21 protein-coding genes are annotated in these 21,965 nt (G+C 66.5%); 17 read left to right on the forward strand and 4 right to left on the reverse strand.

Annotation, left to right across the window (positions count from 1 at the left end; genetic code table 11):
• Positions 1-22 precede the first annotated feature (22 nt).
• The 6 genes from kynA to AB0313_RS11545 all read left to right on the forward strand — a co-directional run bounded on the left by kynA (position 23) and on the right by AB0313_RS11545 (position 7,136).
• Positions 23-877: a tryptophan 2,3-dioxygenase gene (gene kynA / locus AB0313_RS11520; protein WP_366305691.1), complete on the forward strand. Its 855-nt coding sequence runs from the start codon at positions 23-25 to the stop codon at positions 875-877.
• Positions 874-2,133 (forward strand): kynureninase, encoded by a 1,260-nt coding sequence (gene kynU, locus AB0313_RS11525; protein WP_366305612.1) that lies wholly within the window; start codon positions 874-876, stop codon positions 2,131-2,133. The genes kynA and kynU overlap by 4 nt, the downstream gene beginning before the upstream one ends.
• 199 nt (positions 2,134-2,332) lie before the next feature.
• Entirely contained in the window at positions 2,333-2,602 is a 270-nt protein-coding gene (gene rpsO, locus AB0313_RS11530) for a 30S ribosomal protein S15 (protein WP_043452786.1), read from the forward strand.
• A gap of 242 nt (positions 2,603-2,844) precedes the next feature.
• A complete protein-coding gene (locus AB0313_RS11535) occupies positions 2,845-5,103 on the forward strand; it encodes a polyribonucleotide nucleotidyltransferase (protein ID WP_141946218.1) in 2,259 nt (752 codons plus the stop codon).
• Between the two features lie 112 nt (positions 5,104-5,215).
• A complete protein-coding gene (locus AB0313_RS11540; RefSeq protein ID WP_141940768.1) occupies positions 5,216-6,559 on the forward strand; it encodes a pitrilysin family protein in 1,344 nt (447 codons plus the stop codon).
• Between the two features lie 64 nt (positions 6,560-6,623).
• A complete protein-coding gene (locus tag AB0313_RS11545) occupies positions 6,624-7,136 on the forward strand; it encodes a DUF1579 domain-containing protein (RefSeq protein WP_366305615.1) in 513 nt (170 codons plus the stop codon).
• A gap of 63 nt (positions 7,137-7,199) precedes the next feature.
• On the opposite strand, the gene AB0313_RS11550 is transcribed toward AB0313_RS11545, so the two are convergent.
• The 3 genes from AB0313_RS11550 to moaA form a co-directional block, all read right to left on the reverse strand.
• Positions 7,200-8,864 carry a DUF222 domain-containing protein gene (locus tag AB0313_RS11550; protein ID WP_366305617.1) on the reverse strand — a complete coding sequence of 555 codons (1,665 nt, stop codon included), beginning with the start codon at positions 8,862-8,864 and terminating at the stop codon, positions 7,200-7,202.
• A 91-nt stretch (positions 8,865-8,955) separates the two neighbouring features.
• Positions 8,956-9,222, reverse strand: a complete 267-nt coding sequence (locus AB0313_RS11555; protein WP_141940771.1) for a MoaD/ThiS family protein — start codon at positions 9,220-9,222, stop codon at positions 8,956-8,958.
• Between the two features lie 5 nt (positions 9,223-9,227).
• The gene (gene moaA / locus AB0313_RS11560) at positions 9,228-10,355 is read right to left on the reverse strand and encodes a GTP 3',8-cyclase MoaA (protein WP_366305619.1); all 1,128 of its coding nucleotides are present in this window, start codon (positions 10,353-10,355) and stop codon (positions 9,228-9,230) included.
• A gap of 220 nt (positions 10,356-10,575) precedes the next feature.
• Between moaA and AB0313_RS11565 the strand changes: the two genes are divergently transcribed.
• The 8 genes from AB0313_RS11565 (at position 10,576) to AB0313_RS11600 (ending at position 17,306) form a co-directional block, all read left to right on the forward strand.
• Positions 10,576-12,105: a molybdopterin-dependent oxidoreductase gene (locus tag AB0313_RS11565; RefSeq protein ID WP_366305693.1), complete on the forward strand. Its 1,530-nt coding sequence runs from the start codon at positions 10,576-10,578 to the stop codon at positions 12,103-12,105.
• A gap of 23 nt (positions 12,106-12,128) precedes the next feature.
• On the forward strand, positions 12,129-13,364 hold the full coding sequence (gene glp / locus AB0313_RS11570; RefSeq protein ID WP_366305621.1) for a gephyrin-like molybdotransferase Glp: 1,236 nt from the start codon (positions 12,129-12,131) through the stop codon (positions 13,362-13,364).
• A complete protein-coding gene (gene moaC / locus AB0313_RS11575; RefSeq protein WP_141940773.1) occupies positions 13,352-13,843 on the forward strand; it encodes a cyclic pyranopterin monophosphate synthase MoaC in 492 nt (163 codons plus the stop codon). Before glp ends, moaC begins: the two co-directional genes overlap by 13 nt.
• Positions 13,840-14,364 (forward strand): MogA/MoaB family molybdenum cofactor biosynthesis protein, encoded by a 525-nt coding sequence (locus AB0313_RS11580; RefSeq protein WP_141940774.1) that lies wholly within the window; start codon positions 13,840-13,842, stop codon positions 14,362-14,364. The genes moaC and AB0313_RS11580 overlap by 4 nt, the downstream gene beginning before the upstream one ends.
• Complete coding sequence (locus AB0313_RS11585) at positions 14,354-14,818, forward strand: molybdenum cofactor biosynthesis protein MoaE (protein WP_366305623.1); 465 nt, start codon at positions 14,354-14,356, stop codon at positions 14,816-14,818. The genes AB0313_RS11580 and AB0313_RS11585 overlap by 11 nt, the downstream gene beginning before the upstream one ends.
• 90 nt (positions 14,819-14,908) lie before the next feature.
• The gene (gene dapB, locus AB0313_RS11590) at positions 14,909-15,679 is read left to right on the forward strand and encodes a 4-hydroxy-tetrahydrodipicolinate reductase (RefSeq protein ID WP_366305625.1); all 771 of its coding nucleotides are present in this window, start codon (positions 14,909-14,911) and stop codon (positions 15,677-15,679) included.
• A gap of 3 nt (positions 15,680-15,682) precedes the next feature.
• Positions 15,683-16,156 carry a hypothetical protein gene (locus tag AB0313_RS11595; RefSeq protein ID WP_141940777.1) on the forward strand — a complete coding sequence of 158 codons (474 nt, stop codon included), beginning with the start codon at positions 15,683-15,685 and terminating at the stop codon, positions 16,154-16,156.
• Between the two features lie 196 nt (positions 16,157-16,352).
• Positions 16,353-17,306: an NINE protein gene (locus AB0313_RS11600; RefSeq protein WP_366305627.1), complete on the forward strand. Its 954-nt coding sequence runs from the start codon at positions 16,353-16,355 to the stop codon at positions 17,304-17,306.
• Positions 17,307-17,388: 82 nt separating this feature from the next.
• On the opposite strand, the gene AB0313_RS11605 is transcribed toward AB0313_RS11600, so the two are convergent.
• The gene (locus AB0313_RS11605) at positions 17,389-18,624 is read right to left on the reverse strand and encodes a heparan-alpha-glucosaminide N-acetyltransferase domain-containing protein (RefSeq protein WP_366305629.1); all 1,236 of its coding nucleotides are present in this window, start codon (positions 18,622-18,624) and stop codon (positions 17,389-17,391) included.
• A 122-nt stretch (positions 18,625-18,746) separates the two neighbouring features.
• Between AB0313_RS11605 and AB0313_RS11610 the strand changes: the two genes are divergently transcribed.
• From AB0313_RS11610 to AB0313_RS11620, 3 genes are read left to right on the forward strand one after another with little or no spacing between them, the layout of a single operon-like run.
• Positions 18,747-19,178: a hypothetical protein gene (locus tag AB0313_RS11610; protein ID WP_366305631.1), complete on the forward strand. Its 432-nt coding sequence runs from the start codon at positions 18,747-18,749 to the stop codon at positions 19,176-19,178.
• Between the two features lie 58 nt (positions 19,179-19,236).
• Complete coding sequence (gene dapA, locus AB0313_RS11615; protein WP_141940780.1) at positions 19,237-20,145, forward strand: 4-hydroxy-tetrahydrodipicolinate synthase; 909 nt, start codon at positions 19,237-19,239, stop codon at positions 20,143-20,145.
• 40 nt (positions 20,146-20,185) lie between these two features.
• A complete protein-coding gene (locus tag AB0313_RS11620) occupies positions 20,186-21,877 on the forward strand; it encodes a ribonuclease J (RefSeq protein ID WP_141940781.1) in 1,692 nt (563 codons plus the stop codon).
• The last annotated feature ends 88 nt before the right edge of the window (positions 21,878-21,965 follow it).

Below are 21,965 nucleotides of genomic sequence, written 5' to 3' on the forward strand. Positions count from 1 at the left end.
TGACAACAACGAAAGGCTGGACGTGTCCGTCGAGAAGAACACCCGCAAGCTGGACAAGGGGATAGTCCGCGACTTCAGCTCGCGGATGAGCTATGCCTCCTACCTGCAGCTTCCCACGCTGCTCAGCGCGCAACAGCCGGTCAGCCAGCCCGAACATCATGACGAACTGCTGTTCATCATCCAGCACCAGACCACGGAGCTGTGGCTGAAGCTGGTCCTGCATGAACTGCGCAGCGCCGCCGTGTGGCTTCGCGAAGACGACCTCGGCTCGGCGCTCAAGGGCATCGCCCGGGTCAAGCACATCCAGAAGACCCTCACCGAGCAGTGGTCCGTCCTGGCCACCCTGACGCCCACGGAGTATTCGCAGTTCCGAGGCTTCCTGGGCAACTCCTCAGGGTTCCAGTCCGCCCAGTACCGGGCGGTGGAATTCGTCCTGGGGAACAAGAACCGGAAGATGCTCCCGGTCTTCGAGTCCGATCCCCAGGCCCACGCCATGCTGGAGGAACTGCTTGCCGCCCCCAGCATCTATGACGAGTTCCTGGCTTACCTCTCCCGGCAGGGCTTCAATGTCCCCGTCTCAGTCCTTGACCGCGACGTGACCCGCGCCCACGAGTTCGCTCCGGAACTGGTGCCACTCTTCAAGCACATCTACGAGAATGCGGGGGACAACTGGGCGGCGTACGAGGCCTGCGAGGAACTGGTTGACCTGGAGGACAACTTCCAGCTGTGGCGGTTCCGGCACCTGCGCACGGTGCAGCGGACCATCGGCATGAAGACGGGCACGGGCGGGTCCAGCGGTGTGACCTTCCTGCAGAAGGCCCTTGAACTGACGTTCTTCCCGGAACTATTCGCTGTCAGGACGGAGATCGGACAATGAGCATCCATCAGGAAAACCCCACCGGTGTGTCCTCGGAGGAGCTCAGGCAGCGTGCCGCTGAGCTGGACCGGAACGATCCCCTGGCCCACTTCCGGGATCACTTCGTCGGCACCGACACGCCGCTGTCCTACCTTGACGGCAACTCGCTGGGCAGGCCGTTGAAGCGGACCGCCGACGACGTCGCTGCCTTCGTCCGTGACGAGTGGGGTGGACGCCTCATCCGCGGCTGGGACGAGAAATGGCTCGCCATGCCGCAGGCCATCGGTGACCAGATGGGCCGTGCCGTCCTGGGCGCGGCACCGGGACAGACCATCATCGCGGACTCCACCACCGTGGTGCTGTACAAGCTGATCAGGGCAGCACTTGCGGCAGTGCAGGACCCGGACCGCAACGAACTCGTGCTCGACACCGAGAACTTCCCCACGGACCGCTACCTTGTGGAAGGCATCGCGCTTGAGGAAGGCCTGACCCTCCGCTGGATCGAGCCGGACCCCGCCGCCGGGGTGACCCTTGACCAGGTGAGGCAGGTTACCGGGCCCCGCACCGCCGTCGTCCTCCTCAGCCAGATCGCCTACCGCTCAGGGCACCTTGCCGACCTGCCCGGAATCACCGCGGCAGTGCACGACGCCGGCGCCCTGGTGGTGTGGGACCTTTGCCATTCCGCGGGGTCGGTGGAGATCGACCTGGACGGCGCGGACGTGGACTTCGCTGCCGGGTGCAGCTACAAGTACCTCAACGGAGGTCCCGGGTCGCCGGCCTTCGCCTATGTCAATGCCCGGCACCTCCCGTCCCTGAACCAGCCCATCTGGGGCTGGATGGGCCGGAAGGACGCCTTCGAAATGGCTGCAGGCTATGAACCGGCTGCGGGCATCCGCGGTTTCCTCAGCGGCACCCCCGCCATCTTCGGAATGATCGCCATGCAGGGCACACTGGACCTCATTGAGGAAGCATCGATGGGCGCCATTCGGGAAAAGTCCGTGGCATTGACGGCCTTCGCCGTGGAGCTCTTCGATGCCTGGCTGGCGCCGTTGGGCGCGGAACTGGCCTCGCCACGGGAGCCGGGGGAACGGGGCGGCCACATCACGGTGGACCACCCGGACTTCACCAAGGCCACCGTGGAAGCGCTCTGGGACGGGGACGTCATTCCGGATTTCCGCTCGCCGCACGGCATCCGCGTCGGATTGTCACCGCTGAGCACCAGCTTCGCCGAAGTGCTGCAGGGCATGGCGGCCATCCGGGACCGGCTGCAGGGCTGACCCCTCAGGGTTCCTGCCGCCCGTGTTTCGACAAGGTTAGGCCCGGGCCGGTAAACTGGACGACGGATCCGGCTGCAGTCCGTGGCGGCTGGTTCCTGTTGCAGGCGCCCACCTTCGATGATCGGAGCGGGACGGACGCGGCAGACCCGGCAGTGAGTTACTGACCTGGGCCCTCACGGCACATTCCCAAGGAGTAATTGTGGCACTTGACGCCGCTGTAAAGCAGTCCATCATCAAGGAATACGCAACCGCCGAAGGCGACACCGGTTCACCGGAGGTCCAGGTTGCCGTCCTGACCCAGCGGATCAAGGATCTGACTGAGCACATGAAGGAGCACAAGCACGACTACCACACCCAGCGCGGTCTGCTGGCCATGGTTGGTCGTCGCAAGCGTATGCTGAGCTACCTCAAGAAGACTGACATCGCCCGCTACCGTTCGCTCATCGAGCGCCTCGGCCTGCGCCGCTAGTCTGGCTTTGGGGCGGCCCTTTCCACGCGGAACGGGCCGCCTTCTTCAAATGAAAAACTAAACAGGAGGATCAACCGCATCACGCATTCGCGGTCCTCGGTAGTGATCTCCGGGAACGGCTTCGTTGACTGAAGCCGGCGGCCCGTGGGTCTCGATCGATGACCGGGTGCAGGGCCAGTAGACAGATGCTGGCTGGGTTGATGCGGCTGGACTTCCGTAAGAAAGAAACGGAGGTGACTCTCTTGGAGGGTCCCGAAATCCAGTTCTCGGAAGCAGTCATAGACAATGGCCGTTTCGGCAAGCGCGTAATCCGCTTCGAAACCGGCCGCCTTGCCAAGCAGGCAGCCGGCGCAGCCATGGTGTACATCGACGATGACACCGCGCTGCTGTCCGCCACCACCGCCGGCAAGCACCCGCGTGAAGGCTTCGACTTCTTCCCGCTGACCGTCGACGTCGAAGAGCGCATGTACGCTGCCGGCCGCATCCCGGGTTCGTTCTTCCGCCGCGAAGGCCGCCCGTCCACCGAAGCCATCCTGGCCTGCCGCCTGATGGACCGCCCGCTGCGCCCCGCCTTCATCAAGGGCCTGCGCAACGAGGTCCAGATCGTGGTGACCGTCCTGGCCATCAACCCGGACGAGCTCTACGACGTTGTGGCCATCAACGCCTCCTCGATGTCCACCCAGCTGTCCGGCCTGCCGTTCTCCGGCCCCATCGGCGGCGTCCGCGTTGCCCTGGTAAACGACGAGAACGGTTCCCAGTGGGTCGCGTTCCCCAAGCACTCCCAGCTGGAGAACTCGGTCTTCAACATGGTTGTCGCCGGCCGCGTTGCCGGTGACGACGTCGCCATCATGATGGTTGAGGCCGAAGCCACGGACAACTCCTGGAACCTGATCAAGGAACAGGGCGCAACCGCTCCCACCGAAGAGGTTGTGGCCGAGGGCCTTGAGGCTGCCAAGCCGTTCATCAAGGCACTGTGCGACGCCCAGGCCGACCTCGCCGCCCGCGCTGCCAAGCCCACGGTCGAGTTCCCGGTCTTCCTGGACTACGAGGACGACGTTTACGCCGCCGTCGAGTCCGCTGCAGCCGACAAGCTCGCCGCTGTCTTCCAGATCGCCGACAAGCAGGAGCGCGACAACGCTTCCGACGCTCTCAAGGACGAGGTCCTGGCCAACCTGGCCGGCCAGTTCGAAGGCCGCGAGAAGGAACTGTCCGCAGCCTTCCGCTCGGTCACCAAGCACGTTGTGCGCCAGCGCATCCTCAAGGACCAGATCCGCATCGACGGCCGTGGCCTGACCGACATCCGCCAGCTCACCGCCGAGGTTGAGGTCCTGCCCCGCGTCCACGGCTCGGCCATCTTCGAACGCGGCGAGACCCAGATCATGGGTGTCACCACGCTGAACATGCTGAAGATGGAACAGCAGATCGACTCGCTGTCTCCGGTCACGCGCAAGCGCTACATGCACAACTACAACTTCCCGCCGTACTCCACCGGCGAAACCGGCCGCGTGGGCTCGCCCAAGCGCCGCGAAATCGGCCACGGCGCCCTGGCAGAGCGCGCACTCGTGCCCGTCCTGCCGTCCCGCGAAGAGTTCCCGTACGCCATCCGCCAGGTGTCCGAGGCCCTCGGATCCAACGGTTCGACGTCGATGGGTTCCGTCTGCGCCTCCACCCTGTCCCTGCTGAACGCCGGTGTGCCCCTGAAGGCCGCCGTCGCCGGCATCGCCATGGGCCTGGTCTCCGACCAGGTTGACGGCCAGACCCGCTACGCAGCCCTGACCGACATCCTCGGCGCCGAAGACGCCTTCGGTGACATGGACTTCAAGGTTGCCGGTACCTCCGAGTTCGTCACGGCCATCCAGCTGGACACCAAGCTCGACGGCATCCCCGCATCCGTTCTGGCGGCGGCCCTGAAGCAGGCCCGCGAAGCACGCCTGCACATCCTCGAGGTCATCAACTCGGCCATCGACACCCCGGACGAGCTCTCCGAGTTCGCTCCGCGCGTCATCGCCGTGAAGATCCCCGTGGACAAGATCGGCGAGGTCATCGGCCCCAAGGGCAAGATGATCAACCAGATCCAGGAAGACACCGGCGCCGACATCTCCATCGAGGACGACGGCACGGTCTACATTGGCGCCACCAACGGCCCGTCTGCCGACGCAGCACGCTCCGCCATCAACGCCATCGCGAACCCGCAGGTCCCGGAAATCGGCGAGCGTTACCTGGGTACGGTCGTCAAGACCACCACCTTCGGTGCTTTCGTGTCGCTGACCCCGGGCAAGGACGGCCTCCTGCACATCTCCGAGCTCCGCAAGCTGGCCAACGGCAAGCGCGTGGACAACGTGGAGGACGTGGTCTCCGTCGGACAGAAGATCCAGGTGGAAATCACCAAGATCGATGACCGCGGAAAGCTCTCGCTCGCCCCGGTGGTTGCCGAGGAAGAGGCTCCGGCCGACTCCGAGCGCGTCCACGCCACGGAGCCCGCTGAAGGCGCTGACGTCTAACAGTCCGGGCTTCCGGGCATCAGCATGAATCGGCGGGACCGGTGGATGATCCACCGGTCCCGCCGCTGTTACGATGGCAGCCAGATCCGGCTGCCCGTCCTGAAAGGCATCAATGACTGTTGTACCCCTGCCGCTTGAGCAGAACCACGCCGGCGACACCCTGGTCCACGGCTCCGACGGCGGGTCCGAGGTCCGGCGTTCCGTGCTGCCGGGGGGAGTGCGGGTACTGACGGAAGCGATGCCGGGGCAGCGGTCCGCCACCATCGGGTTTTGGGTTGGCGTGGGTTCCCGGGACGAGGCGCCCGGCCAGCACGGGTCCACCCACTTCCTGGAGCACCTGCTGTTCAAGGGCACCAAGCGCCGTACTGCCTTGGAGATTGCTTCGGCGTTCGACGAGGTGGGCGGCGAGTCGAACGCGGCAACAGCCAAGGAAAGCACCTGCTACTTTGCCCGGGTCCTCGATTCGGACCTTCCCATGGCAATTGACGTGATTGCGGACATGATCACCGGTGCTGTGCTGGACCCCGATGAGATGGAGCAGGAACGGGACGTCATCCTCGAGGAAATCGCGATGGACAGCGATGACCCCACCGACGTTGCCCACGAACACTTTGTCGCCGCGGTCCTGGGCAGCCATCCTCTCGGCCGCCCCATCGGCGGTACACCCACGGCCATCAAGGCCGTTGCCCGCGACTCCGTCTGGGAGCACTACCGCAGGTACTACAAGCCGCAGGAACTCGTCATCACCGCCGCGGGCGGCCTCGACCACGACGTCGTCTGCGGACTCGTGGTGGAGGCCCTTGAGTCCTCGGGGTGGTCGCTGGAGCCCGACGCGGCCCCCGTGCAGCGGCGGTCAACGGAGCGGGCCCTGATCACCGGCACCGCCGGCCTGCACGTGGTCAAGCGAGCCGTGGAGCAGGCGAACATCATCATGGGATGCCCCACGATCGTCGCCACCGACGAACGCCGCTACGTCATGAGCGTCCTGAACGCAGTCCTGGGCGGAGGCATGTCCTCCCGGCTGTTCCAGGAAGTCCGCGAGAAGCGGGGCTTGGTGTACTCCACCTACTCCTTCGCTTCGTCATACGCCGACGCCGGCTACTTCGGCATGTACGCCGGCTGCACGCCATCCAAGGTACGCCAGGTGGTGGACCTGCTGGGCGTGGAGTTGGACAAGCTCGCCGAGCACGGCATTTCGGACGATGAACTCCGCAAGGCAGTGGGCCAGCTGGGCGGCGGAATCGTCCTGGCGCTGGAGGACACCGGCTCCCGCATGTCCCGGCTGGGCCGGGCCGAGCTGGTCTCCGGCGAATACCAGGACATCGACGAAACCCTTCGCCTGATCAAAGCCGTCACGGCAGAGCAGGTGCAGGAACTGGCCGCAGAACTCGCTGCCGCACCGCGGACCATCACAGTAGTGGGCCCTTTTGAAGAGTCGGAGACGTTCGGGCTGTAAGACGCTGGCGCGGCGGCCGCCAAGAGTCCATCCTGAGGTAGCAGCGATTCTTGGGAGGGGCGGCGTGACAGCGAACCAGCCGGCGCAGGTGCAGGTGCATCCTGCCCTGTCAGCCCTCCTTGGCCATTGGCGGGGAAGCACCCGCGTGGCTGCGGGGCCTTGGGGGCCCGCCAGCGACGTGGAAGCTGAAGTTTCGTATACCCGGGTGGCCGGTGGCCTTGGGACGGTACAGAGCTACCGGCACGTTGAGCCGGACGGGGGCCACTTCGAAGGGCACGGCATCTTCACCCTCGACCCCGTCCATCCGGATGTGCTTTGGTACTACGTGGACAGCCCTGGTGGCGGCCCGGGTACAGCCGCGCGCTGCACCTGGCACGACGGCGTCCTGCGCATTGAACGCCCCGGCGACGGCGGCTGGACGCGCCATTCAATCTGGGTGGAAGACGATGTCCTGACCCATGTCACCGACCTCCGGTCCCCCGACACGCACGACGGCGGCGACTCACCCGAGGCTGGGATCGACGGCAAGGCTTCGCCCTACCGGCCGTTCATGCGCTCGGTATTTCAACGGGCGTGACAGCAATTGATCGCGGTAGTGGCTACAGGACAGCGTTAAGAAGGCAGCGAGGTGTCTCCACTGTCACGTCAGCGAGAGCAGTAGCTCCCAGTCTGTTTGTGGGTCTGGCGGCAACATAAAGGGTTTCGCGTAGAAGTCGTCCCAGAGGGCATCGGTAGCGCAGAGGTCGTCCGGATCCAGCAGGTTGTCCCCGTCGGGTTCCTCCATTTCCAGCTCCGGCCACGCTGGGACCTCGGCAAGCACTTCCTTGTTAGGCAAATCCTCCAGCGGCCTGGTTGCATCTGATTCAGCTGTGGCAGTGGGCGGGGCTGCCGTGTGCGGTGCGGTTTCCAGCGCAGCGGTGAAATTACTCCACGGCAAAATTCCCGGTGGCCAGTGCGTTGGTTCTCGGTCTGGGTGTTCGGGTTTGTAGTGGCGGCCGCTGGGTGAGGTCCAACCGGGTGGCTCATGTTGGGTTGCGGCATCAGGTACCCATGCCCGGGCGTGCTTCAGGTGGTGATGTTTCGGGCAAAGTTGTCCGAGATTGCTGATCCCGGTGCTTCCACCGTGTTCCCAAGCTGTGCCATGGTCGATTTCGTTGTCGGGGGTGCGGTTGGTGCAGCCGGGGAACGTGCATTTGCCGTCGCGCAACCTGATCCAGCGTTTGATGGCCTCCGTGAGCCGGTAGCGGGTGCGTCCGATTTCCAGTGGTGCCCCGTCGCGGGGGTCGACCAGGACCCGGAAGAACGAGTCAGCCCCGTCAGCCACCAGTTTCCGCGCCATCGACTCCGGGATCGGGCCGAACCCGTCCAGTTCTGCGGGTTCGTCGGTAAGGGCGAGGAGGGAGAACACCGGAACCGTGACCAGGACATCCGCACGCGGGGCGGGTATCTTGCTGGGTTCGGCAGGGTTTCCGGCACCGAGGAGCAGTGAGGCGGCGATGTCGGGGCGGAGTTGGCTGAGGGTGCGGGTTTCGTCGGGTCCTTGGAGGCCGCGGGCTGTGGCGGTGGTGCGGTTCCAGATGGCGCACGCGGTGTCCCCGGGGAGGTAGAGCGAGAGCCAGGCCATACCGTCCCGGTCGGGGCTGTATTCCATCCGCCGGTCCGCCTGACCTTTGGCGTGGCGTTTCCCGATGGAGTCGGGGTGGTGGCGTTCCCGCCAACTACGGACTTTCGCCCGGAACCGGGACGGGACAAGCTCACCGGGGGCTGCGCCGCGTGCGGGGTTGGGCGCGTCGGGGTAGAAATGCGCCACCAACTCCAGCGCGCCTTCGGGGGTGAGTTCTTCGGTTTCGTCGGCAATGATGCGGGCGTGCTGCCAGGACACGGCACCGGTGGACAGCGCCTCGAGCACCGGTGGCAGGGAACAGACCCGCCGTGACTGGTCCACCAACGCGCCCGCGGCGGCGGAGCTGATGGTCAGGACGCCGGCGATCTCCTCCACGACGGACATCTCCGCGTAGGTGCGGTCCTGCAGGCAGGCATCCGGCGGAGTCATGGCCTGCTGCAACCCCAGGCACTCCGCCACGTCCCGCGCCTTCACTGCCGCAAGCTGTGCCTCCAACCGGGCAACAACCTCCAACCGCTCAAGGCACAGCTCATACCGGCGCTGCAGCACGTCAATATCTCCAGCCGAAGCAGTCAGCGCAGGATGTTCGAGGTTCCGGTCCTCAAGAACCAGCGCATCAAGGGCAGCGAGAGAGGCACGAACGCCCTCCAGCACCGCCCCCAAACCACCGCTGATTCCCATACCCACATCATCCAACCAGGGTCTGACAATCGAGCCCGGCCGCAGAACCCGGACAGTCAAAACCCACATGGCTCCGGCTGCCCTGTGCTGGCTAGCCCCCCGCGAACGGCGGCAGTACGTCCACCACGTCGTCGGGACCCAGCACCGTCGCCTGGTCCCGCACGGCCACCTCATTGAGCAGGAAGCTGCTGCGGGAGAGGAGCCGGGGGAGTGGCGGGGTCCCGGCGGGGGGCTCGGGCCGTTCCACCGCGGCTACGGCTGCCAGCAGGTCAGCCACTGTGGCTCCGGCAGGCAGGTCGAACTTCTCGTCCTCAAAGCCTGCGGCAGCGCGTGCGGCAGCAAAGTAACGTACCAACATCTCCGTCAGCCCCCGATGGCACTCATGCTGCGGTCCGGCTGGACGAAGTCCGGAGCGTCCAGGCCCACATGGTCCATGCCGTGGGCTTTAGGTTTGATCCACATGGCGTCCTGCCACCGCTGGGCCAGCTCGTCATCGCTGGCACCGGAGCGAAGCAGGCCCAGCAAATCGAACTCCTCCCGCGAGAACAGGCAGCTCATGATCTTGCCCTCGGCGGTGATCCTGGTGCGCCGGCAGTCGGAGCAGAACGGCTCAGTCACGGAGGCAATGATGCCCACTGTTCCCAAAACCGGTCCGTCGGCGTCCAGCGAACCTTCCGCCCGCCGTCGTACCTCAAAACGTTCCGCCGGGGCACCGTCACGTTCGCGGGGATCGGGGCTAAGGACGAAGTCGCGGGACAGCAATCCGCGGATTTCAGCCGCGGTGATCATGTTGCGGCGCGTCCAGCCGTGGTCGGCGTCAAGCGGCATCTGCTCGATGAACCGCAGTTCGTACCCTCGCTCCAGGGCCCAGGCCAGCAGCTGCGGCGACTCGGCATCATTGATGCCCCTCATCAGAACGGCGTTCAATTTGACCGGGCCAAGGCCCGCAGCCCAGGCGGCGTCAACGCCGGCCAGGACCTGGTCCAGGAAAGGTCGGCGGGTCAGCTTGGTGAACGTTTCCTCATGCAGCGAATCCAGGGAGACGTTGATGCGCGTCAGGCCGGCGTCCTTGAGCGCCGCCGCCTTCTTCGCCAGCCCAACAGCGTTGGTAGTCATGGAAATCGGGAGGTCCGGGTGGTTGGCCCGCAGGGCAGCGATGATCTCCACCAGGTCATGCCTGACCAGCGGCTCTCCACCCGTCAGCCGCAGTTCGCGGACACCCAGCTGGTCCACGCCGACGCGCACTATCCGGACGATTTCCGCCGCCGACATCACCGCCTGCTTTGCCAGCCATTCCAGGCCTTCAGCTGGCATGCAGTACGTGCAGCGGAGGTTGCACTTATCGGTCAGGGATAACCGCATGTCCGTGGCGCGGCGTCCATAGCGGTCCACCAGTCCAGCAGGCGCATCCGCAGGCCGGCGCGCGGGAACGGCGGGCAGCGCCGATGCTGCTTCCTCCCGCGGCTGGGGCATGCCTAGCTGGACACTCATAAATTCAGGCTACGCCACGTTGAGCCGCCCATCACAGCCGTGACTTCCGCAGATCCGGCCGAGTCCCGGCCAAGGGCCCCGATTCGCCCCGGGGGACCGCCGGCGAACCTATGCTGAAGGTGTGAACATTTCCCGGCAAAAGCAGGGGTCGGACGACGACGGCGCACGGCTTGGGGAGCGGGCGGACAGTCCCGTTCGGCAACAGGCAGTCCGGCGCGGCGTGGGCGGTTGGGCCGCCGCCGCCGGGATAGTCGCAGCCGGCGGGGGCGTCGCAGCGGGAGAGCTGGTGGCCGGGTTCGCCAGCCCGTCCCTTTCACCCCTGACCGCTGTTGGCGGGGCCGTCATCGATGCAGTCCCGCCGGGCGTTAAAGACTGGGCGGTCTCGCTCTTCGGGACGGCAGACAAGGCAGCCCTCCTGGCGGGCATGGCGTTGGTCATCGCCGCACTGGCCGCACTTGCCGGAGTCCTTGAGTTCCGAAGACGGTTCGCCGGTTCCTCGGTGGTGGCCATCTTCGGCCTGGCGGGCGCGGCCGCGGTCCTGACGCGTTCCCAAATGACCCTGCCGGCCCTGATCTGCCCGCTCGTGGCTGCGGTGGTCGCAGTCGTACTCCTGCGGTTCCTGGTGGGCAGGCTGCACGGGTGGGAAGACGCAGAGGACGGGGAAAGCGTCGCGGCCGCGGGTTCCCGCCGGACCTTCCTCCAGGCCTTTGCCATTACCGCAGCGGCTTCCGCTGCAGGCGGCGTGGTGGCAGGAATCTGGCGCGGCGCCGCTGCTGCCGTCAGCGAAGCCAGGGCGCGCATCGGCCTCCCGGTACCGGCATCACCGGCGCCGTCCATCCCGGCCGGTGCCGAGTCAGGCGTGGCAGGCGTAACCCCGCTCGTCACGCCAAACCGCGACTTTTACAGGATCGACACGGCACTCTCCGTTCCGGCGGTGAACCCGGACACCTGGGTCCTCAAAGTCACAGGGATGGTGGCCCGGGAAGTCCAGCTTTCCTTCTCCGACCTGCTGGCGAAACCCCTGACGGAACGCCACATCACCATCGCCTGCGTTTCCAACGGCGTTGGCGGGGACCTGATCGGCAACGCCCGCTGGCTCGGGTGGCCGGTCCGCGACCTCCTCGCCCAGGCCGTTCCGCAGCCGGGCGCGGACATGGTCCTCTCCCGCAGCACCGACGGCTGGACCGCCGGGACGCCCCTGGAAGTCCTCACCGACAACCGGGATGCCCTGCTCGCCGTCGCCATGAATGGTGAACCCCTGCCGCTTGAGCACGGTTTCCCGGTCCGGCTGGTTGTGCCCGGACTTTACGGCTACGTCTCTGCCACCAAATGGCTGACAGAACTCAAAGTCACCCGGTTCGCGGACGACGCCGGGTACTGGACTCCGCGCGGGTGGTCCGAGCGCGGCCCCATCAAGATCTCATCCCGCATCGACGTTCCCCGCAGCGGGCGTCCCGCCAACCCGGGAAGCGTGGTGTTCGCAGGTGTCGCCTGGGCCCAGCACACCGGCATCAGGGCTGTTGAGCTGCGGATCAACAGGGGACCCTGGAAGGAGGCGGAGCTCGCTTCCGGCATCTCGGTGGACACCTGGTACCAGTGGAAGCTGGCGGTTGACCTCACCCCGGGCCAGTACGAGGTACAGGTCCGCGCCACGGGCCTGGACGGCCGGCCCCAGGACGAAACGTCACGGCCCCCCGCACCTGACGGGGCCACGGGATTCCACACGGTTAGAGTTGACGTGAAATCCTGACGGCCGCGACCAAAGGCGTATTCATGACCAGCCACCCCCACAGCAGTGCTGCACGTGCGCGGTCTGTCGCAGACCATGCCGCGGCCGTCGCACAGCTTCTCCGCCCGTTGCGTTCGGCGGACCGCACCGAAAGCCTGCCGCTGACCCAGGCACTGGGCCGGGGCCTGGCTGGCGACGTCGCCGCGCCCATCAGCCTTCCTCCGTTCGCCAACTCCCAAATGGACGGGTACGCGGTACGTTCAGGAGACATTCCCGACGGCGGTGCCGGGCTGCGCATCATGCCCCCGGTTCCAGCCGGGTCCAGCCCGCAGCCGCTTGAGCCGGGGACGGCCGCGCCCATCATGACCGGTGCCATGATCCCGGCGGGGGCCGACGCCGTCGTGCCCGTCGAACGGGCCGTACCGGACCGCTTCCTGGACCCTGGCAACGCAGGCACGGTGAAACTGCCGCCCGCCGCCGCTGGCACCTTCGTGCGTTCCGCCGGCAGCGACATCGAGGCAGGGGAGCACGCCCTGGTTGCAGGCACCTGCCTTGGTCCGGCCCAGCTGGGCCTGCTCGCCGCCCTGGGCATCCCGGAGGTGCGGGTGTACAAGGCAGTGACCGTCCTGCTGGTCACCACGGGGGACGAAGTGGTGGAACCCGGCTCCCCGCTCCCGCCAGGGAAGATCTACGACTCCAACGGAACCCTTTTGGAAGCGGCCATGAAGCAGGCCGGGCTCAATGTCCGCCGTGCGGGCATTTCCACCGACAGCCCGGAAGACCTGCGGGCGCTCCTGCGGACGCAAGGCCAGGGCGCCGACCTGATCCTTACGACGGGCGGGGTCAGCAAGGGCGCCTATGAAGTGGTGCGGCAGGCCATGGCGGACCAGCCCGTTGAATTCCTGCATGTGGCCATGCAGCCGGGCGGTCCCCAGGGAGTGGGAACGTTCGACGGCGTCCCTTTCCTTGGGTTTCCCGGCAACCCGGTCAGCTGCCTGGTGTCCTTCGAAATGTTCCTCCGCCCGGCACTCTCGGCGCTGTTGGGGGCTCCCGCGTCCCGGCTGCCGCTGCGCGCCCGCCTGGCCGGGCCCCTCACGTCCCCCGCGGACAAGCACCAGGTCCGCCGCGGAACCCTGCGGCCCGGCGGGACCGTGCAGCTTGAAGGGGGCGAGGGCTCGCACCTGATGCACGCACTCGCCGGCTCCAACGTCCTGGTCCATGTCCCTGCGGGCGTAACGGAGCTCGCGGCCGGCGATGAGGTGGAAGTATGGATGCTGTGAATGCAGAACATACCCCTGCGCTGACGCACCTGCGCCAGGACGGCAGTGCCCAGATGGTGGATGTCTCCGCCAAGGCCGAGACCACCCGGGAGGCCACCGCGACGGCCACCGTCCAAACCACCACCGAGGTCATGCAGCTCCTGGGCACCGGCGGACTCCCCAAGGGCGACGCGCTGGCCGTTGCCCGTGTGGCCGGGATCATGGCCGCCAAACGGACGCCGGATTTGATCCCCCTCTGCCATCCTTTGCCGCTGTCCAAGGTCACAGTGGACTTTGAGCTGGGTCCGGCCGCCGTCACCATCAGCTCCACCGTCAAGACCCGGGGCGTCACCGGGGTGGAAATGGAGGCCCTGACCGCGGCTTCCGTGGCGGCGCTCAGCGTTTACGACATGATCAAGGCCGTGGACAAGCATGCCGTCCTCACGGACATCAAGGTGCTGGCCAAGAGCGGCGGCAAGAGCGGAGACTGGGCACTGTGACCTCACTTTTCAACGCGGCTGAGCCGCACGTGCACGGGGACGTGCAGGGGCGGAAGGCCGGCGTCGTGATCGCCTCCACCCGCGCCGCCGCCGGCATCTACGACGATGAAACCGGCCCGGTCATCACCGACTGGCTCACTGAGCACGGCTTCGAGGTGTTTCCGGCCATGGTGGTCCCGGACGGCGAGCCGGTCGGTGCCGCCATCCGCGCCCTCCTCACCCAGCATCCCGCCGTCGTGATCACCAGCGGGGGAACCGGCCTCAGCCCGGATGACCGCACGCCCGACGTCACGCTGCCGCTGCTGGACCGGGAAATCCCCGGGATCATGGAAGCAATCCGCCATGCCGGGGCTGCCAAGACCCCGCTGGCTGCCCTGAGCCGGGGTTACGCCGGCGCCCATGGGCACACCTTCATTGTGAACCTGCCCGGCTCGCCCAAGGGTGTCATGGACGGGCTCAGCGTCCTGGACCCTTTGATCGGCCATCTGTGCGACCAGCTGGAAGGCGGACATGGGCACTGAAGCATTCGAGGTTGTCAGGGCAGTCCTGAGCGCAGAACCGATTTCCGTGGACCAGGCGATCGCCGCTGTGGAGAGCGACACCGCGGGAGCGGTAGTCAGCTTCAGCGGGGTGGTGCGCAACCACGACGGCGGCAAGGCAGTCGAGCGCCTCAGCTACAGTGCGCATCCCACGGCGCATCAGGTGATGGCCGACGTCGTCGCGCGCCTGGTTGCCGAGCAGGACGCCGCAAACGGTGCCGGGGCCGGCCAGCCTGTGCGGATCTGGGCAGCGCACCGGATCGGGATGCTGGAGATCGGAGACCCGGCACTGGTGTGCGCGGTGTCTGCGGCGCACCGCGGGCAGGCGTTCGCCGTCTGCTCCGAACTGGTGGACCGCGTCAAGGAACAAGTGCCCATCTGGAAGGAACAGTTCTTTTCGGACGGCACAGTGGAATGGGTCGGCGCAGGCGGCTGATTCTTCGCGGCACGCGCCGAATGTCGCCTGCGAGGTAACGCACAGCCCACGGTTCCTGCCCGCGACCGTCCCGCCGGTAGGCTTAACGGCATGACCGAACAACACTCCGCACCCAAGCTGGTGGCCGTCCTGGGCGCCAATGGACGCATGGGCGCCGAGGCCGTCAAGGCCATCGATGCCGCGCCCGACATGAAGCTCGTCGCAGCCCTGGGGCGGGGTGATTCGCTGGAGCAGCTGACCGGATCGGGTGCCCGATACCTGGTGGACCTGACGGTTCCCGAAAGCACCGAAGCGAACGTCCGCTTCGCCGTCGAGCATGGCATCCACGCCGTAGTGGGCACCACCGGCTGGAACGCAGCGCGCCTGTCCGGGCTGGAATCGCTGCTGGCGGAGCACCCGGAGACGGGCGTCCTCATCGCACCGAATTTTGCCCTGGGCTCCGTCCTGGCCTCTGCGTTCGCCGCGAAGGCGTCCAAATACTTCGAGTCCGTGGAAATCATCGAACTCCATCACCCGGACAAGGTGGATGCCCCTTCCGGCACGGCCGTCCGCACCGCGCAGCTGATCGCCGCGGAACGCAAAGCGGCGGATGTGCCGCCCAGTCCTGACGCCACCACCACCGAGCGTGCCGGCGCCCGCGGCTGCGAAGTGGATGGCGTCCGGGTGCACAGCGTCCGGCTCCGCGGCCTGGTGGCCCACCAGGAGGTGCTCCTGGGCGGTCCGGGCGAGCAGCTGACCTTGCGGCACGATTCCTTTGACCGCGCCTCCTTCATGCCGGGCGTGCTCCTGGGCATCCGCAACGTCGCCGCGCACCCCGGCCTCACCGTTGGTTTGGACGGCTACCTGGACCTGGGGCTTTAGGCCGTGAACGGGCTCGCCGCCGGCTTCCGGAAGAACCGCACCAAAATCTGGGTGGGAGCGGTGACGCTGCTGCTGGTCTTCTACCTGGTGGTCTCTTTCCAGCGGTCCCTCCTGCTGCTGTCGGACAGCAACCTGACAGCCAAGGCCATTGGCGCTGCCTACCTGGTGCTGCCCATCATCGGGGCGTGGGCGTTGATCCGGGAGCTGATGTTCGGCGCCCGCACGGAGCAGATGGCCAAGGTCCTGGAGGCCGAAGGCGGCCTGCCCGTGGACGAACTCCCTCGCACCCCCGGCGGCCGGATCGTCCGGGCGGCGGCAGACGCCGAGTTTGAGAAATACCGCGCCGAAGCCGAGGCCGCACCCGACGACTGGCGTTCCTGGTTCCGGCTGAGCTGCGCCTATGACGCCGCAGGGGACCGCAAGCGTGCCCGGGCGTCCATGCGCGACGCCGTGAGGCTTTTCACCGCCGCGTCCTAGCCGCCGCTGCAGGAGGTGCAGCTTGGGAACCGCGATGGGCATTTCTGCCCATCGCGGTTCTTTGCCGTCCACGGTATGTTCGGTAGGCAATACTTTCCGGTTTGGGGGCGGAAATGGGGTTGGCGGCCATGCCGCCACGATCGTCCCCCGAACCTCGCTTGCGCACCCGCACCCGCACCTCCGTGAAGGACGATCAATGAGCCACCCGAACTATCCCAACGCGCCACACAGCGGACCGTCGGCACCGCCGATTCCGCCGGCGCCGTCAACCTTCCAGGGGCAGGCACCCTATGAAGGGCAGTACCAGGCAGGCCCGCAGGGGGAGTACCAGCCCGGCCCGTACAACCAGGGCCCCTACCCAGGGGAACCGGGCAAGTCCTTCATGACCACCTGGCTCCTGTCCCTCCTCCTCGGCTCTTTTGGTGCAGACCGCTTCTACCTGGGCAAGACCGGTACGGCCGTTGCCAAGCTGCTGACCGGCGGAGGCGCCGGCATCTGGGCCATTGTGGACCTGATCATGACCCTGACCGGAAACACCCGGGACAAAGACGGCCGTCCGCTGGAGGGCTACCAGGAAAACAAAAAGAAAGCCTGGATCATCACCGCCGTCCTGTGGCTGGTGAGCATCATCATCGGAATCCTGCTGGCCATGGCATCCCTCGCCATGGTTGGCGCGGCCATCGATGCCCGCAAGACCCCTGTTGCGCCGGAGCCTCCTTCGGCCTCGCAGGCCGCACCTGCTCCGTCCGGTGGATCCGCCGCCGGTGCCAACTCCGTGGTGGCTACCGTCTCGGAGGGCAACACGGTGAAGATCGGCGTCCTCGACTCGATCTACACGGCGCAGATTCCGGGCATGGACTACCTGCAGCCGAAGAACGGCGGCTTCCTCGCCATCCAGGTCTCCTGGGAGACGCTGACCGGCACCAGTTTTTCCAGCCCCTCCAATTTTATGGTCTACGACGCCGACGGCAAGGAAGGCGAACTGGTTTACCTCGATAACGGGCTGGGAGCCCTGCCCACGGATGAAGTCGGCGCCGGCGATGCCCGCCAGGGCGTCATTGCGTTCGACGTAAAGAAGGGTCCGGTCAAGGTGGTTATCAACGACGACTATGGCGATCAGGCGTCCGCTTTCACCCTGACTGCGAAGTAGCCGGACCCACGCTGGCAACCGGTCACTACTGCCAGTCTGCCAGGGCCGGAGGTTGGCCCTCTTCCCCGTGCTGGTCCATGAATCACTGCAATGCTTTGAACCCGCCCCGTCCCACCAGGCTCGCCGAGTGGCCCAGCCATTCAAGGGGCCCCCGCCGTTTCAGCACCACGAACAGCATGCCAATCATGATGGCAGCTGCGGCGTGGGCAAAGTACATGCCGTCCTCGGTCCAGCCTGCAGGCAGGGGCTTGAGGTAGAAGCCGGAGACCACCCAGACGTGAACGGCATACAGCGTGAGCGTCATGGCACCCGGACCCCGCAACGGCAGCAGAAGGTCCAGGTCCACCCACTCGGCGAGCCGTCCCAGGAGCAGGCATGCCCCAATGACAGCAGCCGCAACCGCGGACGTGTGCAGGAGGTCAAGCGTGGTGCCTGAGTGGGGTGCGGCCGACGCCAGCCACCACCACGAGCCGTCCTGGGGGAATCCGGCCAGGTTGACCTGCAGCACGCTGGCCAGCGGATACCCCGGCGAGTTGAGGACCTTCTCGAGCGCTGCCCGGCCACCCCAATCCTCCATGGCCGCCACACCGAGCGTCCTGGCGGCCACGGCCACCACCGTCCCGCCCACCAGCAGCAGTGTGGGAACCAGTGCCCTGGTGAGGACCAGGCGTCCGATGGCCAGCCCCACCAGGAGATAGGACAGCCATTGCAGCACCGGGTAATACCCGGTCAGGAATACGTCCGCGAGCAGCCGGAATGGCGTCCCCAGGTCTTCCCAGTTCGGATTGTGGCCCAGCTTCAGGGGCGGCTCGGCCGCAAGGAGCCAGGGCCGCAGCAGGTAAGCGAGCACCGGCGACGCCAGGAGCCAGCCTGCGGCCCAGGCGAACAGGCGCTTCGCCCCCAGTCCCAGGAATGGCAGGACGCAGAGGAACAGCACGGCGTAGTGGACCAGGATGATGGCCACGTTCACTTCCAGGCCGCCCAGGGTAAGTCCGACGACGGCAAGTACCAGGGCGCGCAGGGCCACCCCGCGGCGGGCGGCGGAAAGTTCAGGGCCCTCCACGGGCTTGTTCTTTCCGGTCGACAGCGCCAGTCCCACCCCGGCGAGAACTGCGAAGAGCGCCGCGGCGCGTCCTGAGAATGTCAGGCCAACCCAGGTGGGGGTGAGGGTGGCGTTTGATTCGAAGGTCGGCAGCAGATGGGTGGCCATCATGCCCAGGAGCGCCAGGCCCCGGGCGGCGTCGATGCCCCGCAGGCGCCCCGGCTGTTGCCGGCTCGGGAGTTTCCGGGACCGGGTGGCCGGGGATCGGGACGTCATGACCAGATCGTCTCACATGCGCCGGCGCCGCCGTTGTCAACCAGGTCCCCCGCCGGCCACGAAGGCCGGGACCGGGCACAGGAGCCTTGTATTCGAATATATGTTCGAATAGCATTGCTGGCATGAAGACGCCATCATCCGCAGTCCCCGGATCCGAGGGAGCCCACGCGCAGGGTCGTCCGCTGCCCGGGAACCTGCTGCCCGGTCCCGTTCACGTGCCGCTGGAGCAATCCGGCACCGGGGACGGCCTGCTGAAGGCGATGAGTCCTGGAGTCGTGGACTATCTGTTCCGCCAGCTCGTCTCCGGCCGTCCGGCCGAGGACGTCCAATGGGAACGGGAGGGCATCAGCCTGGCCGCCCAGCCGGAGGGGGCGGAACTCGCCCGCCGGCTGTCGGAAACGGACATCGATGCTCTGACTCCCACGGAGCTGTTCCACTATGTGCGGGCAGCCCAGCGCCTGGCGGCCTGGGCCGAGGACCTCCGGCAGGCCGCCGTCGGCCGCTACTGCCACGCCGGGACCAACCCGCCGGGCTCGCGGCAGCATCGTATTTGACGCTCGTCACGCCCGTGGCATTGTCCTAACCAGCTGGGAACAGGGTAACGTTTTTTCCATGGCTGACTCTTCCGCGCACATCCCTGCCCTCGGTACCCTCCTGACCGCCATGGTCACGCCGTTCACCAAGGACGGCGCTGTGGATTATGACCAGGCGGCGGCGCTCGCCAGCAAGCTGGTCGACGACGGCTGTGACGGCCTGGTGGTCACCGGCACCACCGGTGAAACCTCCACGCTGACGGACGAGGAAAACCTGGGCATGTTCCGCGCCGTCAAGGATGCGGTGGGCGGCCGGGCGGCCATCATTGCCGGCACCGGCACCAACGACACCGCGCACTCGGTGCACCTCTCCCAGCAGGCTGCTGCCCTCGGCGTCGACGGCCTCCTCCTGGTGACCCCCTACTACAACAAGCCCAGCCAGGCCGGGGTCCGCGCCCACTTCGAGACCATCGCCTCGGCCGTGGACGTGCCCGTCATGCTGTACGACATCCCGGGCCGGTCCTCCATTCCCATCGAACCGGACACCATGATCCGCCTGGCGCAGCACCCCAACATCGTCGCCGTCAAGGACGCCAAGGCCGACCTCACCGCCGCCACGCGCGTCATGGCCGAAACCGACCTCCTGTTCTACTCGGGCGACGACGGACTGACCCTTCCCTGGATGGCGCTGGGCGCTGTCGGCCTGGTGGGTGTCACTACGCATGTGGCCACCCGACGCTTCCGCGAGCTTATCGACGCCGTCAACGCCAACGACCTTGGGACTGCCCGCAAGATCAACTTCGAGCTGCAGCCCGTGGTCCGCGCAACGATGACCCGTGTCCAGGGGGCCGTGGCGGCCAAACAGATTCTTAAATGGCAGGGAGTCCTGCCCAACTCGATTGTCCGTTTGCCCCTCGTGGAGCCGGACGAAACCGAGATCGAAACCATCCGCGGGGATTTGGCGGAGGCGGGGCTGGTCTTCTCCTGAGGCTAAGACCGGCACCCTTCCGCCTGGAAAGTAGTGCACTATGACCCAAACTGCCCTTACCGGCCTTGTCACCCCTCCGCGCCTGCCCCAGGGCACGCTCCGGATCGTTCCGCTTGGCGGACTGGGGGAGATCGGCCGGAACATGTCCGTGTTCGAAATCGACGGCAAACTGCTGATCGTGGACTGCGGCGTCCTCTTTCCCGAGGAAACCCAGCCCGGCGTTGACCTGATCCTGCCCGACTTCTCCTACATCGAGGACCGACTGGACGATGTCGTGGCCGTAATCCTCACCCACGGGCATGAGGACCACATCGGCGCTGTGCCATACCTGTTGAAGCTGCGCAACGACATCCCCCTGGTGGGATCGCAGCTGACCCTTGCCCTGATCGAGGCAAAACTGCAGGAACACCGCATCCGCCCCTACACCCTGACCGTCGAGGAAGGCCAGGTGGAGAAGTTCGGGCCCTTCGAATGCGAGTTCGTGGCCGTCAACCACTCCATCCCGGACGCCCTGGCCGTGTTCCTCCGCACTGCGGGCGGCACGGTCCTGCACACCGGCGACTTCAAGATGGACCAGTTGCCGCTGGACGGACGCATCACCGACCTTCGCCACTTCGCCAAGCTGGGTGAAGAAGGCGTGGACCTCTTCATGTCCGATTCCACCAATGCCGACGTCCCGGGATTCACCACTGCCGAGAAGGAAATCGGCCCAACGCTGGAGCGGCTTTTCGGCCAGGCCACCAAGCGCATCATCGTGGCGTCCTTCTCCTCCCACGTCCACCGCGTGCAGCAGGTCCTCGATGCCGCTGCCAAGCACAACCGCAAGGTTGCGTTCGTGGGCCGCTCCATGGTCCGGAACATGGCCATAGCCGAAAAGCTGGGCTACCTGGACGTACCTTCCGGGCTGATCGTCGACATCAAGAACATCGACAACCTGCCGGACAACCGCGTGGTGCTGATGTCCACGGGTTCCCAGGGCGAGCCCATGGCTGCCCTGTCCCGGATGGCGAACGGCGACCACAGGGTGGTGGTGGGAGACGGCGACACCGTCATCCTGGCCTCCAGCCTCATCCCCGGCAACGAAAACGCGGTGTTCCGGATCATCAACGGACTCCTCAAGCTCGGCGCCGACGTGATCCACAAGGGCAACGCCAAGGTCCATGTTTCCGGCCACGCCGCAGCCGGTGAACTGCTCTACTGCTACAACATCCTCGAACCGCTGAATGCGATGCCCGTGCACGGCGAAACCCGGCACCTGATCGCCAACGGCAAGATCGCCATCGAGTCCGGCGTCCCGGAAGCGAGCGTCATCCTTGCGGACAACGGAACCGTCATTGACCTCCGGGACCACCAGGCAGACATCGTCGGCCAGGTGGAAGTGGGCTTCGTCTACGTGGACGGCTCCAGCGTGGGCGAAATCACCGACGCCGACCTCAAAGACCGCCGCATCCTGGGCGACGAAGGCTTCATCTCCATTATCACGGTCATCCACCGCGCCACCGGAAAGGTGGTCTCCGGCCCTGAAATCCATGCCCGCGGTGTTGCCGAGGACGACTCGGTCTTCGACGACATCATCCCCAAGATCAACGCGGCCCTGGAGGAAGCGGTCCAGAACCACGCCGACCACACCAGCCACCAGCTCCAGCAGGTGGTGCGCCGCGTGGTAGGCACGTGGGTCAACCGCAAGCTGCGCCGCAAGCCCATGATCATCCCGGTGGTGCTGGAAGCCTGACAGGCCTCCCCGCGGTAATCCCGGAACGCGCTCTGTCGAAGGGCCCGGTTCTCCTCGAACCGGGCCCTTCGCGCATCCCGCCGGGCTG

This window comes from Pseudarthrobacter sp. NPDC080039 (genome assembly GCF_040702335.1).
Taxonomy (GTDB): Bacteria; Actinomycetota; Actinomycetes; order Actinomycetales; family Micrococcaceae; genus Arthrobacter; species Arthrobacter enclensis_A.